This is a genomic window from Paraburkholderia hospita (assembly GCF_002902965.1).
GTDB classification, from domain to species: Bacteria; Pseudomonadota; Gammaproteobacteria; order Burkholderiales; family Burkholderiaceae; genus Paraburkholderia; species Paraburkholderia hospita.
The window spans coordinates 1,560,917-1,574,692 of the sequence record NZ_CP026105.1 but is presented as its reverse complement, the minus strand read 5'-3'; the positions used below and the strand labels follow the sequence as shown (position 1 = coordinate 1,574,692).

The following is a 13,776-nucleotide window of genomic DNA, read 5'->3' as shown; positions in this document are numbered from 1 at the left end:
TGCCCGCTCTGCGAGCGGGAGCGAAGATGAGCAAACCGTCCATCGATGCCGTGCGCCGCGACCATGCGGGCTGGATCTTCGTGCATATCGAAGGCGAGCCGTACGAGCGCGGCGAGCAGCACGGCACGTTGCTTGCCACCGAAATCCAGAACGCGATCCACACCGCCCGCTATCTCGCGAAATGGGACACGGGCGAGGAATTCGACACGTTCGTCAATGCCGCCGTCGAGCAGTTCGCACCACGCATCGACAGCGAATCCGCCGACGAAATCCAGGGCATCGCCGATGGCGCGAAACTCACGTTCGCCGAAGTGCTCGCGTGGAACGGTTACATGGATTTGCTGCAAAGCTGGTGGCCGCAGCACGCCGCGCAGCAGAAGCCGCAACTCGGCCTGAAGCCGTGGCGCGGCCGGCGCGGGCATCACTGTAGTGCGTTCATCGCGACGGGCAGCGCGACGCGCGACGGCCGCATCGTGATGGCGCACAACTCGTGGGACCGCTACGCCACGGGCGACGCGTTCAACGTCGTGTTCGACATCGTGCCCGCAGCGGGCAACCGGATTCTGATGCAGGGACTGCCTGGCTGCATTTCGAGCCTGACGGATTTCTGGGTCACGTCGGCGGGCCTGATGGTGACGGAGACCACGATTTCGAATTTTGCCGGTTACAACGCGTCAGGCGCGCCTGAGTTCTACCGCTCACGGCACGCGACGCAGTACGCGAACAGTATCGGCGAATGGTGCGAGATGTTCGCGCTCGCGAACAACGGCGGCTACGCGAATAGCTGGCTGCTCGGCGACGCGAAAACGGGCGAGATCGCGCGCTATGAACTTGGCCTGCACTACTCCGGCTTCGAAAGCACGAAGAACGGTTTCTACAGCGGCTACAACACGGCCACTGATCTGAAAATCCGCAATCAGGAATGCACGGGCGAAGGCGAGGATTACACCGACGTGCGCAGGAACGGTGCGCGGCGGCTGCGCTTCATGCAACTGGAAGAGACGCATCGCGGCAGCATCGATGTCGAGCTGGCGAAGCAGATGATCGCCGACCATCACGACGTCTATCTCGATCGCCCGGACAATCCGTGCTCGCGGACCATATGCGGACATCTGGAACTGGACGACCAGCGCTTCGGCAGTTCCGATCACGGTCCGTTCAATCCGTGGGGCGCGAACGACGGCAAGGTAGTCGACAGCGACATGGCGCGCGACATGGCATTTTTCGCGCGCTGGGGTCATCCATGCGGGCGGCCATTCGACGCGCAGGCGTTCATGAAGCGCCATCCGCAGTGGAACTGGCTGAACGGCTACATGCGCGACCGGCCTTCGTGGCCGTGGACGCGCTTCGACGTGCTGCGCTGAAGGCTCGCTCGCGGCGCGGCGGGACGCTCACGAACGTCCTGGCTCGTGCCGGGTTAACGCCACCCGCTTTCTACATACGGGATGCGCGGCGCATCGCGCGGATCCGCCCCGCCGCTGGCTCGGGCGCGTCCACCCGACACGAAACTGCCTCAAACCTCCATCAACGCAAGCCGATTTCCGTCCTTCGCTGCGCCTCACCAGCGCTTGTAAAAATAACTGGCGTAATATGAGGGGACGCGCGGTGCTCGCAGACGGCGACCGCGTGGGGCGGGCGCCAGTACGCTGTTATCGGAATGGCATACCGCTTGCATGCAGTTCCTGCGCTGCCAGGCATAAGGAGGTCGAGCGATGAAAACCTCGACGCTGTTGATCATGGTGACGTTGTCGGCTTCGTGTTTCGCCGCGCCGGTGCATACGGCGACGGACGGCACGATCGACACGGCCGCCGCCCGCGCCAACGCTGCCCCCGTCGCGCCCGCCGCGCCGGACGTCGCGGCCCAGACCGATATCCGGCCCGAGCGATGGGAGCACATCGCACTGCCGAAGTCGCGGCATCTGGACCGAGGCTTCGTGGCACAGGACGAACATCTGCAGACATGACGGCGCGAGATACGTCGACCTCGATTCGATGGGCGGATCGTCCCGCTCGCGCCAACTACTTTCAGAACAATGGAGCGCGAGCATGACGGGATCGGCTATTCCGGGTGAATCGATTGACCTGCAGATCGCAGATATCCTGAGCGGCGTCACCTACCCGCTAAACAAGGACGCGCTCGTCGACGCCGCGCGTGAAGCCGGCGCAAGCAACGAGGTGCTGTCGATGCTCGACGGCCTGCCCGAGCAGGATTACGCGGATATCGATTCCGTGACGAAGCTGATCGGCAGCAATTTCGGGCCGGGCCTTGGCATCTGACGGCGAACCTATGCAGGACCTTGGCTCGACCGCCGTGCCGGCAACCCAAACGCCTTCAGACACTGCGCAGCGCAACCACGACTGGATCCGGCGCGCGCCCGCGCAGGACGGCGTCGAGCGCATCGAAGCATTTTTCCAGCACAACGGCTACGCGCTGCACCGGCACGATACTTACGCGATCGGTTGCACACTCGCGGGCGTGCAGAGCTTTCATTACCGGCGCAGCGTGCGCAACAGCCTGCCCGGCGGCACGATGGTGCTGCACCCCGACGAAACGCACGACGGTCAGGCCGGCACCGACGAAGGCTTCCGCTACCGGATGATTTATGTCGAGCCCGCGCTGTTCCAGGCGGCGCTGGGCGGCAAGCCGCTGCCGTTCATCGAAGGCGGACTGTCGGACGATCCGCGTCTTGCTGCCGCGACGCAGGCGCTGCTGCAAGGCATCGACCGTGCAATGGATCCGCTCGAACAGGACGACGCGCTCTTCGATCTCGCGCATGCGCTCGACGCCGTGTCGGGCGCGCGGCCACTGCGCGCTTCCGCTGATTTCCGCGCGGCGCAACTGGCGCGCGATTACCTGCATGCCGCGCTCGAACGCCCCGTTACACTCGACGAACTGGCCGCCGCAAGCGGCCGTGACCGCTGGAGCCTGTCGCGCGATTTCCGCGCGTTCTTCGGCACGAGCCCGCATCGCTATCTGACGATGCGGCGTCTCGACGCCGCGCGTCAATCGATGCTGGACGGCATGGCGCTCGTCGATGCCGCCGCTGCCGCGGGCTTTGCGGATCAGAGCCATATGACGCGGCACTTCGTGTCCGCGTATGGCGTGACGCCGTCGCGCTGGTTACGGATGATCAACGCGCAAACCCGCTGAGGACAGTGAGCGTTTGCACGAACGTTCAAGACGCGTGCATGGTCGCGTCACTACACTCGATGGCATCGACTTTCAACACAAGGAAACGCGATGTCCTCCACCTATCTCCCCATCAATTTGGCCAGCAAGCTGAGCCTGATTAACGATCAGTGGCAAGCCCGCGTGGTCGCCGAGATGAACGACTACCAGTTCAAGCTCGTGAAGATCGAAGGCGATTTCATCTGGCACGATCATGCCGATACGGACGAAACGTTTATCGTGCTCGAAGGCGAGCTGCGCATCGACTTTCGCGACGGCGCGGTGCAGCTTTCATCGGGAGACATGTTCGTCGTGCCGAAGGGCAAGGAGCACAAGCCCTACGCAGAGAAAGAAGTGAAACTGCTGTTGATCGAGCCGCGCGGTGTGAAGAACACGGGCAGCGAAACCAGCGAGCGCACGGCCGCCAACGACGTCTGGATCTGAGCGGGCGCGCCCTACTCCATCGTCCTGCCGAACACGACGCGCGCGAAGAAATTGCCGAGCACTTCTTCCGCGCGCTCGCCCGAAAAACGTTGCGGATCGACGGTAAAGAAAAACTGCATGCCGTCGCACAAACCCATCAGACCCAGCGCCAGCGTCTCGGCCGGCAACGGCAGCGGCGTGCCGACGCGCACCGAAAACTCCGTGATGTACGCCGTCAGTTGCTCGAGCTTCTCATGCATGAACGCATTGAAGCGCACACGGAATCGCACATCGCGCGCAGCCAGCAGCTTCGCCTCCACCCATAGCAGAAAGCACTTGTTCTCGCTCGGCATGCGGCTGTAGTAGCGCAGCACGCTCGCTTCCATATCTTCGCGCGTCGCGTTCTCTTCGAAGATGTTCTGCAGATCCGCCTGCATCGACTCGTGATCGCGGCGCAACAACTCCAGGAACAGTTCGGGCTTGCTGCGGAAGTTCGAATAGAACGCGCCGCGCGTGTAACCCGCCGCGTCCGCGATGTCTTCGACGCTCGCCGCGACGAACCCCTTCTTCATGAAAATGGCCTGTGCAGCATCGAGCAGACGCAGGCGCGTCTGGTCTTTGCTCTGTTCGCGTGTGAGTCGTTTGCGTTTCATATTTAACAGTCTAGCATCGTTCCCCGACACGATTCAGTTTTGCATTCAGATACAGGTATGTATTAGAATGCAATTCACCATCTGAAGCAATGAGCCGCGTTGCGACGCGAAACGAAACGCTCGCGGCCCGCTTCGCTGCACGCCGTCGGTAGCCTCTGGCTTGCCGTATCCGTTTGCATTTAAGCCTGGGGGCATCGTGAATCGTTCCCGTCGTGGCGCGCAAGCCATCGCGCGCAAGCAGTCCCGTCTGTCCGCCTCTGCTCCGTTGTTTCGCCGTGCCTCGCTCGGCGTGCTCGTCCTCGCGGGCGCGCTGACACTCGCTGCGTGTCACAACAAGGAAGCCGCTGCGCCCGCACCGCGGCCTGTCGTCGCCGTCGCCGTGCATGCCGACGGCCAGCCGCTCGCGGCGTCGCTGCCGGGTGAAGTGCAGGCGCGCTATTCGACGCCGCTGTCGTTCCGTATTGCGGGCAAGATCATCGAGCGTCGCGTGCGGCTGGGTGACGTCGTGCAGAACGGCCAGGTCGTCGCGCGGCTCGATCCCGCCGACGCGCAGAAGAACGCCGCCAGCGCCGCCGCGCAACTCGACGCCGCGCAGCACCGGCTCGTCTATGCGAAGCAGCAGCTCGACCGGGACCGTGCGCAGGCACGCGAGAACCTGATCGCGCAGACGCAGCTGGAGCAGACGGAAGACGCGTATGCGTCGGCCGCCGCGCAACGCGATCAGGCGCAGCAACAGGCCGCGCTCGCCAAAGACCAGCTTCAATACGCAACACTCGCCGCCGATCACGCGGGCGTCATCACGGCCGAACAGGCGGACACGGGGCAGAACGTGTCGTCGGGACAGGCCGTCTACAACCTCGCGTGGTCGGGCGATGTAGACGTGGTCTGCGACGTGCCCGAAGGCGCGCTCGCGTCGCTGCGCGTCGGCCAGATGGCAACCGTCAAGCTCGGCGCGCTGCCCGGCCGCACATTCAATGCGCGCGTGCGCGAACTGTCGCCCGCCGCTGATCCGCAAAGCCGCACCTATCGCGCAAAGCTCACGCTCGACCAACCCGGTCCTGACGTGCGCCTCGGCATGACGGCCGATATCGACTTCACGCACGACAACGCCGCTGCGCACGCAAACCTTTACACGTTGCCCGCCACGGCGCTCTTTCATGACGGCACGCAGCCCGCAGTCTGGATCGTGAAGAGCGGTAGCGATCAGCTCGAACTGCGCCGCGTGCAGGTAGCGCATTACGCCGAACGGACCATCGCGATCTCGCAAGGTTTGAACGAAGGCGAGCGTGTCGTATGGCAAGGCGTGCACACGGTGACCGTGGGCGAGAAAGTCCGCGTCGTGCCGCCGTTGCATCCCGAGGATTTCGCGTCATGAGCGCAGTACACGACGAAGAAGGACGCTTCAACCTGTCCGCGTGGGCACTGCGTCATCAGGCGCTGGTCGTTTTTCTGATCACGCTGGCGACAGCATTTGGCATCCTCGCCTATACGAAGCTCGCGCAATCCGAAGATCCGCCGTTCACGTTTCGCGTGATGGTGATCCGCACATTCTGGCCGGGCGCGACCGCGCGCCAGGTGCAGGAAGAGGTCACCGACCGCATCGGCCGCAAGCTGCAGGAAACGCCCGCCATCGATTTTCTGCGCAGCTATTCGCGCCCCGGCGAATCGCTGATCTTCTTCACGATGAAGGACTCGGCACCCGTCAAGGACGTGCCGGAAACCTGGTATCAGGTGCGCAAGAAGGTCGGCGATATCGCGCAGACGCTGCCGCAAGGTATTCAAGGGCCGTTCTTCAACGACGAGTTCGGCGATGTCTACACGAACATCTACACGCTCGAAGGCGACGGCTTTTCTTCAGCGCAGTTGCACGACTACGCCGACGAATTGCGCACGGTGCTGTTGCGCGTGCCGGGTGTCGGCAAGGTCGACTATTTCGGCGATCCCGACCAGCATATCTATGTCGAGATCACGAACACGCAGTTGACCCGTCTCGGCATCTCGCCCAATCAACTCGCACAGGCGATCAACTCGCAGAACAGCGTCTCGCCGTCCGGCACGCTGACGACCTACGACGACCGCGTGTTCGTGCGTCCCACGGGACAATTCAAAGACCTGAACGCGCTCGCCGACACGCTGATCCGCATCAACGGCCGCTCGTTCCGGCTCGGCGATATCGCGACCATCAAACGCGGTTACGACGATCCGCCCGTCACGCAGATGCGTTTCCAGGGCAAGCCCGTGCTCGGCATCGGTGTGACGATGCAACCGGGCGGCGACGTGATCCAGCTCGGCAAGTCGCTCGACGAGAGGATGAAGGACTTGCAGGCGCATCTGCCCGCGGGGCTGAAGCTCGTCGAAGTATCGAGCATGCCGCACGCCGTCGCGCATTCCGTCGACGACTTCCTCGAAGCCGTTGCCGAAGCGGTGGCGATCGTGCTGGTCGTGAGTCTCGTGTCGCTGGGCGTGCGCACGGGGATGGTGGTGGTGATCTCGATTCCCGTCGTGCTCGCCGTCACGGCGCTGTGCATGTACCTGTTCGATATCGGGCTGCACAAGGTGTCACTGGGCACGCTGGTGCTCGCGCTCGGCCTGCTCGTCGACGACGCCATCATCGCCGTCGAAATGATGGCCGTGAAGCTCGAACAGGGCTGGAACCGCACGCGCGCCGCGGCCTACGCCTATACGAGCACCGCGTTTCCGATGCTGACGGGGACGCTCGTCACCGTGGCGGGCTTTCTGCCTATCGCGCTCGCCAAATCGAGCACGGGCGAATACACGCGCTCGATTTTCGAAGTGTCGGCGATCGCCCTGATCGCGTCGTGGCTCGCTGCCGTCGTGCTGATTCCGATGCTCGGCTATCACCTGCTGCCCGAGCGCAAACGGCAGGCACACGAACCCGAGGATCACGAGCACGACATCTATGAAACGCGTTTCTATCGACGTTTGACGGGCTGGATCACGTGGTGCATCGAACGACGTTTCGTCGTGCTCGCGATCACCGTGATTCTGTTCGTCGTGTCGCTCGCGGGCTTCTCGCTCGTGCCGCAGCAGTTCTTCCCGAGCTCCGACCGGTCCGAACTGCTCGTCGATGTGCGGTTGCCCGAAGGCGCCTCGTTCCAGGCGACCTTGCGCCAGGCGCAGCGCATCGAAAAAGCCCTTGAAGGCCGGCCCGAAATCGATCATTCGGTGAACTTCGTTGGTTCGGGCGCGCCGCGTTTCTATCTGCCGCTCGACCAGCAATTGCAGCAGCCGAACTTCGCGCAATTCGTGATCACCGCGAAGTCCGTCGAAGATCGCGAGAAGCTCGCGCGCTGGCTCGAGCCGAAACTGCGCAACGATTTCCCCGCGATCCGCACGCGCCTGTCGCGGCTCGAAAACGGCCCGCCCGTCGGTTATCCCGTGCAGTTCCGCGTGAGCGGCGACGACATCGCGACGGTGCGCTCGATCGCCGAACGCGTGGCCGCGACGATGCGCGCGAACCCGGGCACGGCGAACGTGCAGTTCGACTGGGACGAACCCGCCGAGCGCTCGGTGCGCTTCGAGGTCGATCAGAAGAAGGCGCGCGAACTGGGCGTGACATCGGCGGACGTATCGAGCTTTCTGGCGATGACGCTGTCGGGCTACACGGTCACGCAGTACCGCGAGCGCGACAAACTGATCAGCGTCGATCTGCGCGCGCCGAAGAACGAGCGCGTCGACCCGTCGCAACTGCTGACGCTCGCGATGCCGACGCCCAACGGCTCAGTGCCGCTCGGCGCGCTCGGGCGCATGCGCGACGACCTCGAATATGGCGTGATCTGGGAACGCGACCGGCAACCGACGATCACCGTGCAGTCCGACGTGCGCGGCAACGCGCAAGGCATCGACGTCACGCATGCCGTCGACAAACAGCTTGCGCAGATTCGTTCGGCGCTGCCTGTGGGTTACCGGATCGAAATCGGCGGCTCGGTCGAGGAAAGCGCGAAGGGACAGACGTCGATCAATGCGCAGATGCCGATCATGATCATTGCCGTGCTGGTGTTGCTGATGATCCAGTTGCAAAGCTTCGCGCGCGTGCTGATGGTCGTGTTGACGGCCCCACTCGGCCTGATCGGCGTGGTCGCGACGCTGCTGCTGTTCGGCAAGCCGTTCGGCTTCGTCGCGATGCTCGGCGTGATCGCGATGTTCGGCATCATCATGCGCAACTCGGTGATTCTCGTCGATCAGATCGAGCAGGACATCGCGCAGGGGCACAAGCGCTTTGATGCGATCGTCGGCGCGACGGTGCGGCGCTTCCGCCCGATTGCGCTGACAGCGGCAGCCGCCGTGCTCGCCCTGATTCCGCTGTTGCGCTCGAACTTCTTCGGCCCGATGGCGACGGCGCTGATGGGCGGCATCACGAGCGCGACGGTGCTCACGCTGTTCTATCTGCCCGCGCTGTACGCCGCGTGGTTCCGCGTGCGCGGTGACGAGCGCGATCCGCGCCCCGCGCCGTCCGATCATTCGGGGAACTGACATGAGCCTTGTTTCGATGACCCGTACGTCTTTTGCCGTAGCCGTTGCTTGCGTGTTCGCGGCGGCCTGTTCGTTCGGGCCGAACGGCAATCCGCCCGCGATGCCCGAACCTGCGCACTACGGCGCCGATCCGCAACCGACGCAGACCGTTCCTGCGCAAGGTGTCACGCAGCAGTTCGTGGTCGGCGCGAAGGCGGTGCCGCAATGGTGGCGCACGTTCGAATCGGACCAACTGAACGCGCTCGTCGACGAAGGCCTGCGCAACAGCCCGACGCTCGACGCCGCCGACAAGAGTCTCAAGGCCGCGCGAGAGCAGTTGCGCGCGCAGATCGGCAGCAATATGTTGCCGACCATCGACGCCGGCGGCCAGGCGGCTCGCCAGCGCGCGCTCGCGATTCCCGAGATCGGGCCGAATACGTTTCTGTACAACACGTTCGTCGGGCAGTTGCAGGCGCAGTACACGTTCGACATTTTCGGCGCGGCGCGACTCGCGGATGCGGCGCTTGCGTCGCGTGTGAACGTGCAGGCGTACCAGTTCGATGCGGCGCGGCGCGCGCTGGCCGCGAACATCGTGGCCGCGGCGATTTCAGCGGCGATGCTCGACGCACAGGTGCAAACGACCGAGCGGCTCGTCGCGCTCGCCAACGATCAGGCGCGCGACACGCAGCGCCGCTACGATCTTGGCGCGGTGTCGCACAGCGATCTGCTGAGCGCGCAGCAAAGCGCGGCGTCGCTTGCCGCGAGTCTGCCGCCGGCGCGCCAGCAGTTGCTGACGACGCGGCATGCACTTGCGGTGCTGCTCGGCCGTACGCCGGACGAGGCGCCGCCTGCGCTCGATCTTGCTTCGCTGCATGTGCCGGAGCAGGTGCCTGTCTCCGTGCCATCGGATTTGCTGAAGGCGCGCCCCGATATTCAGGCCGCCGATGCGACGCTCAAGGCGGCCGCCGCCGATGTCGGTGTCGCAACCGCGCAGATGTTTCCGAGCTTGACGCTGAGCGCATCGATGGGACAAGGCGGGTTTAGCTGGCCTGTTGCGCTGTCGGGCGCGGGGGCTATCTGGAGCATCGGCGCATCGATCACGCAGCCGATCTTTCATGGCGGTGCGCTGTTCGCGCAGCGGCGCGCGGCTATCGCTTCGTATGAAGCTGCGACGTCGCAGTACAAGCAGACCGTGCTGGCCGCTTTCCAGAATGTCGCGGATACGCTCGCTGCGCTCGAACACGATGCGCAATCGCTCGATGCCGCGAATGTTGCTGCGCGGGCCGCGCAGAGGTCGTTTGAGGAGACGGCCGCGCGGTATCGGCTGGGGGCCGTGCCTGTCACGGCGTCGCGGGCGAGCGAGCAGCAGTATCGCAATGCGCGGCTCGATGAGATTCGGTTTACGGGCGCAAGGCTGAACGATACGGCAGCGTTGTTTCAGGCGATGGGGAATCCTCCGCCGGAGGGATTGGCGTCGCCTGTTGTGAGGTGAACCTGTCGGTGATGGTTGGGTTTGGTCTTATCCACAGTTTTTGTTCACAGGCTTGTTGATATCTTCTGGATAGGTGAGATAAGTCGTTGACCGTGCATCGAAATATGCTTTTGGTGTGCGGCGCTCTTTTTGCCTGATTTTTTTGCGAGTGCGCTGGTAGCTGTGTTTGCGCCTTCGTGGCGCGGACGGTTTTGGTTTTCTTGCCTTTGCGGTGGCGTCCGCGGGTTGCCTTCGCGGCGCGGGCGGTGCCGTTTGGTCTTTTGGCCTTTTTCGCTGGCATCCGCGCTATGCCTTCGTGCTCCAAGCGTCGCCCCTGTGCGGGGCGGCACCTACTTTTCTTTGCCGCCGCAAAGAAAAGTAGGCAAAAGAAAGCGGCTAACACCGCCAGCACGTGTTCTTATCCACGGGCCCCTAACGTCCCCACGCTTCACACGACAGTGCCCTCGTTGGTGCCCGTTGCCAACGCTGTGAATGAATGCCTCACCAGCTTCAGGCACCCGTACAACGGTCAGCGGCAGCGAATGGTATCCGCCGCCCAGGTGGCAAACTGTGTGTAGGTTGTCGCGGCGTACGCGTTTGCGCTCTTACAGGGTGGAACGCGTGGGCTATCGGTCCGGAGTGAGGCGTATGTAGCACTTCGGCCTACACACAGTTTGCCACCTGGGCGGCCGTGGAATATCTGGCACGGCAGACCGCAATGCAGGTGCGTGAAGCGGGTGACGCGCACCGCTAGAGCGTTGGCAACGAGAATGAGTCACGTGGTTACCGTGTGAAGCGTAAGACCCTATGGGGGCCCTCAGGCAAACACAAGAGCTGGCGGTGTGAGCCGCTTTCTTTTGCCTACTTTTCTTTGCGGCGGCAAAGAAAAGTAGGTGCCGCCCCGCACAGGGGCGACGCTTGAAGCAGGCAAAACAAATCGCGGATGCCAGCGCAAACACAAGCAAACCAACCCGCCCGCGCGGCGCAAACCAAACCAAACCCTTACGGCTTATTCGACTCGAACAAATCCATAATCTGCTTCTTCTCAGTCGAAGTGACATTCGGCGGCGGCGCTGGCGGCGTCATCCCCGCCGGCCCAACCGTGCCGACAGCATCACCACCACTCGCGAGCGGATTCGCCGAATCCATCCCAATACTCGCGACAAACCCACTCCCCGGCGTCATATCGGCATAGAACAACTCGCCATCGACAGAAGTCACCCCCTGAGGCATCTCAGGCTCAACCTGCGGCACACCACGCAGCGCACGCTGCATATACTCGACCCAGATGGGCAACGCCAGTTGCGCGCCAAACTCGCGGCTACCGAGCGACTTCGGCTGGTCATAACCCATCCACGCGACAGCCACGAGCGATTGCTGATAGCCGGCAAACCAGCCGTCCTTCGCATCGTTCGTCGTACCCGTCTTGCCTTGCAGGTCGTTACGATGCAGCGCATTCGTGCCCGCGCCCGTGCCCGCCGTCGCCACCGAATGCAGCAGGCTGTTCATGATGTACGCGTTGCGCGGCTCCAGCGTGCGCGGTGCATCCTTGCCCGCCGTCAGCGGCTGCGCACGCGACAGCGGCTGGCCATGCGCATCGTCGACTTCGCCGATCAGATAAGGATTGATCCGGTAACCGCCGTTCGCGAACACGCTATACGCACCCGCCGATTGCAGCGGCGTCACCAAACCAGCGCCGAGTGCCATCGGCAGATACGGCGGCGTCTTGTCGGCGTCGAAGCCGAAGCGCTGCGTGACGAAATCCTGCGCGTACTTCGTGCCGATATACGACAGGATGCGAATCGACACCAGGTTCTTCGACTTCTGCAGCGCGAGACGCATCGGCATCGGACCATCCGGCTGATCGTCGTCCTTCGGCTCCCATGCGTCGCCGCCCGGCGCGCTCGGCGGGAAGTACAACGGCGCATCATTGATGATCGTCGCCGGTCCGAGGCCCTTGTCGAGCGCCGCAGAATAGATGAACGGCTTGAAGCTCGAACCCGGCTGACGCCATGCCTGCGTCACGTGGTTGAACTTGTTCTTGTTGAAGTCGAAGCCGCCGACCAGCGCGCGGATCGCGCCATCCTGCGGCGTCATCGACACCAGCGCGCCTTCCACCTGCGGCAACTGCGTGATCTGCCAGTTGCCGTTCGCATCGGCGATCAGGCGCACGATCGAGCCCGGCCGCACACGCTGTGCCTGCGCCGCACGCGCCGACAGCGCGCCCGCCGCGAAACGCAAGCCATCGCCCGTCACGCTCGCCTGCGTGCCGTCGAGCAATTGCGCCTTCACTTCCTTCGGCGTCGCCGACGTCACGACGGCCGCAATGATCTCGCCGTTGTCCGGGTGATCGTTCAGCGCGTCTTCGATGGCTTCGTCGCGCTCGTCGCCGGCAGCCGGCAACTCGACGAAGCCTTCCGGTCCGCGATAGCCGTGACGGCGCTCATAGTCCATCACGCCCTTGCGCACGGCGAGATAGGCGGCTTCCTGATCGGCGGAATCGATCGTCGTCGTGACGTTGAGGCCGCGCGTGTACGTCTCGTCCTTGTACTGCGCGTACATCATCTGGCGCACCATCTCCGAGATGTACTCGGCGTGCACGCTGTACTCGTTACCCGCCGTCTTCGTGCGGATATCTTCCTTGATAGCCTGGTTGTACTGGTCTTGCGTGATGTAGTTCAGATCGAGCATCCGCTTCAGGATGTATTCCTGGCGAATCTTCGCGCGCTTCGGATTGACGACCGGGTTGTACGCGGACGGCGCCTTCGGCAGCCCCGCCAGCATCGCTGCCTGCGCAAGCGTGATGTCCTTTAGATCCTTACCGAAATACACGCGCGCCGCGGCCGCGAAGCCATAGGCACGCTCGCCCAGATAGATCTGGTTCATGTACAACTCGAGAATCTGGTCCTTCGTGAGTGCGCGCTCGATCTTGTACGCGAGCAGCATTTCATAGATCTTGCGCGTGTACGTCTTTTCGCTCGACAGGAAGAAGTTGCGCGCGACCTGCATCGTGATCGTGCTCGCGCCCTGCGACGAACCGCCATGCGCGAGGTCCGCAAAACCCGCGCGCAGGATGCCGATGAAATCGACGCCGCCATGCTCGTAGAAGCGATAGTCCTCGATTGCGAGCACGGCCTTCTTCTGTACGTCGGGAATGTCCTGGAAGCGCACCAGACTGCGGCGCTCCTCGCCGAATTCGCCGATCAGCACGTGGTCCGCCGTATAGATACGCAGCGGCACTTTCGGGCGGTAGTCGGTGAGCGCATCGAGCGACGGCAACTGCGGCCCCATCACGACGAGCGCATAGCCGATGATCAGCGCGCCGACCACCGCGAGCGTCGCGAACAGCCCTGCGAACCACAACGCGATCGTGCCGCCTATCGTGCGACCCGAGCGACCTGAGCCGCCTGAACGGGCACCGCCGCCGCGCTCATCGCGGTCGTCTTCTTCGCGCTGCGCGTAGCGGTAATCGCGACTCGGGTTGTCGTTGCTGCCGAAAGAAGGCTCGCGGCCTGAATGCCCTGACGAGCTGGAAGATTGCGGTCGTTTGATGATTGGCATGACTGGAATGATGGGCGCTACCTACA

The 13,776-nt window shown here is 63.5% G+C and carries 10 protein-coding genes; 8 read left to right on the top strand and 2 right to left on the bottom strand.

What is annotated here, in order from left to right:
- Nucleotides 1–26: 26 nt before the first annotated feature.
- The 5 genes from C2L64_RS07030 to C2L64_RS07010 all read left to right on the top strand — a co-directional run bounded on the left by C2L64_RS07030 (nt 27) and on the right by C2L64_RS07010 (nt 3,613).
- Nucleotides 27–1,364 carry a C45 family autoproteolytic acyltransferase/hydolase gene (locus tag C2L64_RS07030; RefSeq protein ID WP_007588326.1) on the top strand — a complete coding sequence of 446 codons (1,338 nt, stop codon included), beginning with the start codon at nt 27–29 and terminating at the stop codon, nt 1,362–1,364.
- Between the two features lie 348 nt (nt 1,365–1,712).
- On the top strand, nt 1,713–1,964 hold the full coding sequence (locus tag C2L64_RS07025) for a hypothetical protein (protein WP_007588325.1): 252 nt from the start codon (nt 1,713–1,715) through the stop codon (nt 1,962–1,964).
- A gap of 82 nt (nt 1,965–2,046) precedes the next feature.
- The gene (locus tag C2L64_RS07020) at nt 2,047–2,277 is read left to right on the top strand and encodes a DUF2795 domain-containing protein (protein ID WP_007588322.1); all 231 of its coding nucleotides are present in this window, start codon (nt 2,047–2,049) and stop codon (nt 2,275–2,277) included.
- Nucleotides 2,278–2,287: 10 nt separating this feature from the next.
- Nucleotides 2,288–3,151 carry an AraC family transcriptional regulator gene (locus tag C2L64_RS07015; protein WP_090836031.1) on the top strand — a complete coding sequence of 288 codons (864 nt, stop codon included), beginning with the start codon at nt 2,288–2,290 and terminating at the stop codon, nt 3,149–3,151.
- Nucleotides 3,152–3,241: 90 nt separating this feature from the next.
- Nucleotides 3,242–3,613: a cupin domain-containing protein gene (locus C2L64_RS07010; RefSeq protein ID WP_007734091.1), complete on the top strand. Its 372-nt coding sequence runs from the start codon at nt 3,242–3,244 to the stop codon at nt 3,611–3,613.
- Nucleotides 3,614–3,624: 11 nt separating this feature from the next.
- Here the strand turns inward: C2L64_RS07010 and C2L64_RS07005 are convergent, their stop codons facing one another.
- Nucleotides 3,625–4,245 (bottom strand): TetR/AcrR family transcriptional regulator, encoded by a 621-nt coding sequence (locus tag C2L64_RS07005; protein WP_007588318.1) that lies wholly within the window; start codon nt 4,243–4,245, stop codon nt 3,625–3,627.
- Nucleotides 4,246–4,492: 247 nt separating this feature from the next.
- On the opposite strand from C2L64_RS07005, the gene C2L64_RS07000 reads away from it, so the two are divergent.
- The 3 genes from C2L64_RS07000 to C2L64_RS06990 are packed head-to-tail and all read left to right on the top strand — an operon-like array spanning nt 4,493 to nt 10,210.
- On the top strand, nt 4,493–5,620 hold the full coding sequence (locus C2L64_RS07000) for an efflux RND transporter periplasmic adaptor subunit (protein ID WP_090836059.1): 1,128 nt from the start codon (nt 4,493–4,495) through the stop codon (nt 5,618–5,620).
- Nucleotides 5,617–8,739: an efflux RND transporter permease subunit gene (locus tag C2L64_RS06995; protein ID WP_090836029.1), complete on the top strand. Its 3,123-nt coding sequence runs from the start codon at nt 5,617–5,619 to the stop codon at nt 8,737–8,739. Before C2L64_RS07000 ends, C2L64_RS06995 begins: the two co-directional genes overlap by 4 nt.
- A 1-nt stretch (nt 8,740) precedes the next feature.
- Nucleotides 8,741–10,210 (top strand): efflux transporter outer membrane subunit, encoded by a 1,470-nt coding sequence (locus C2L64_RS06990; RefSeq protein WP_090836028.1) that lies wholly within the window; start codon nt 8,741–8,743, stop codon nt 10,208–10,210.
- Between the two features lie 981 nt (nt 10,211–11,191).
- On the opposite strand, the gene C2L64_RS06985 is transcribed toward C2L64_RS06990, so the two are convergent.
- Nucleotides 11,192–13,750 (bottom strand): penicillin-binding protein 1A, encoded by a 2,559-nt coding sequence (locus tag C2L64_RS06985; RefSeq protein WP_079485137.1) that lies wholly within the window; start codon nt 13,748–13,750, stop codon nt 11,192–11,194.
- Nucleotides 13,751–13,776 lie beyond the last annotated feature (26 nt).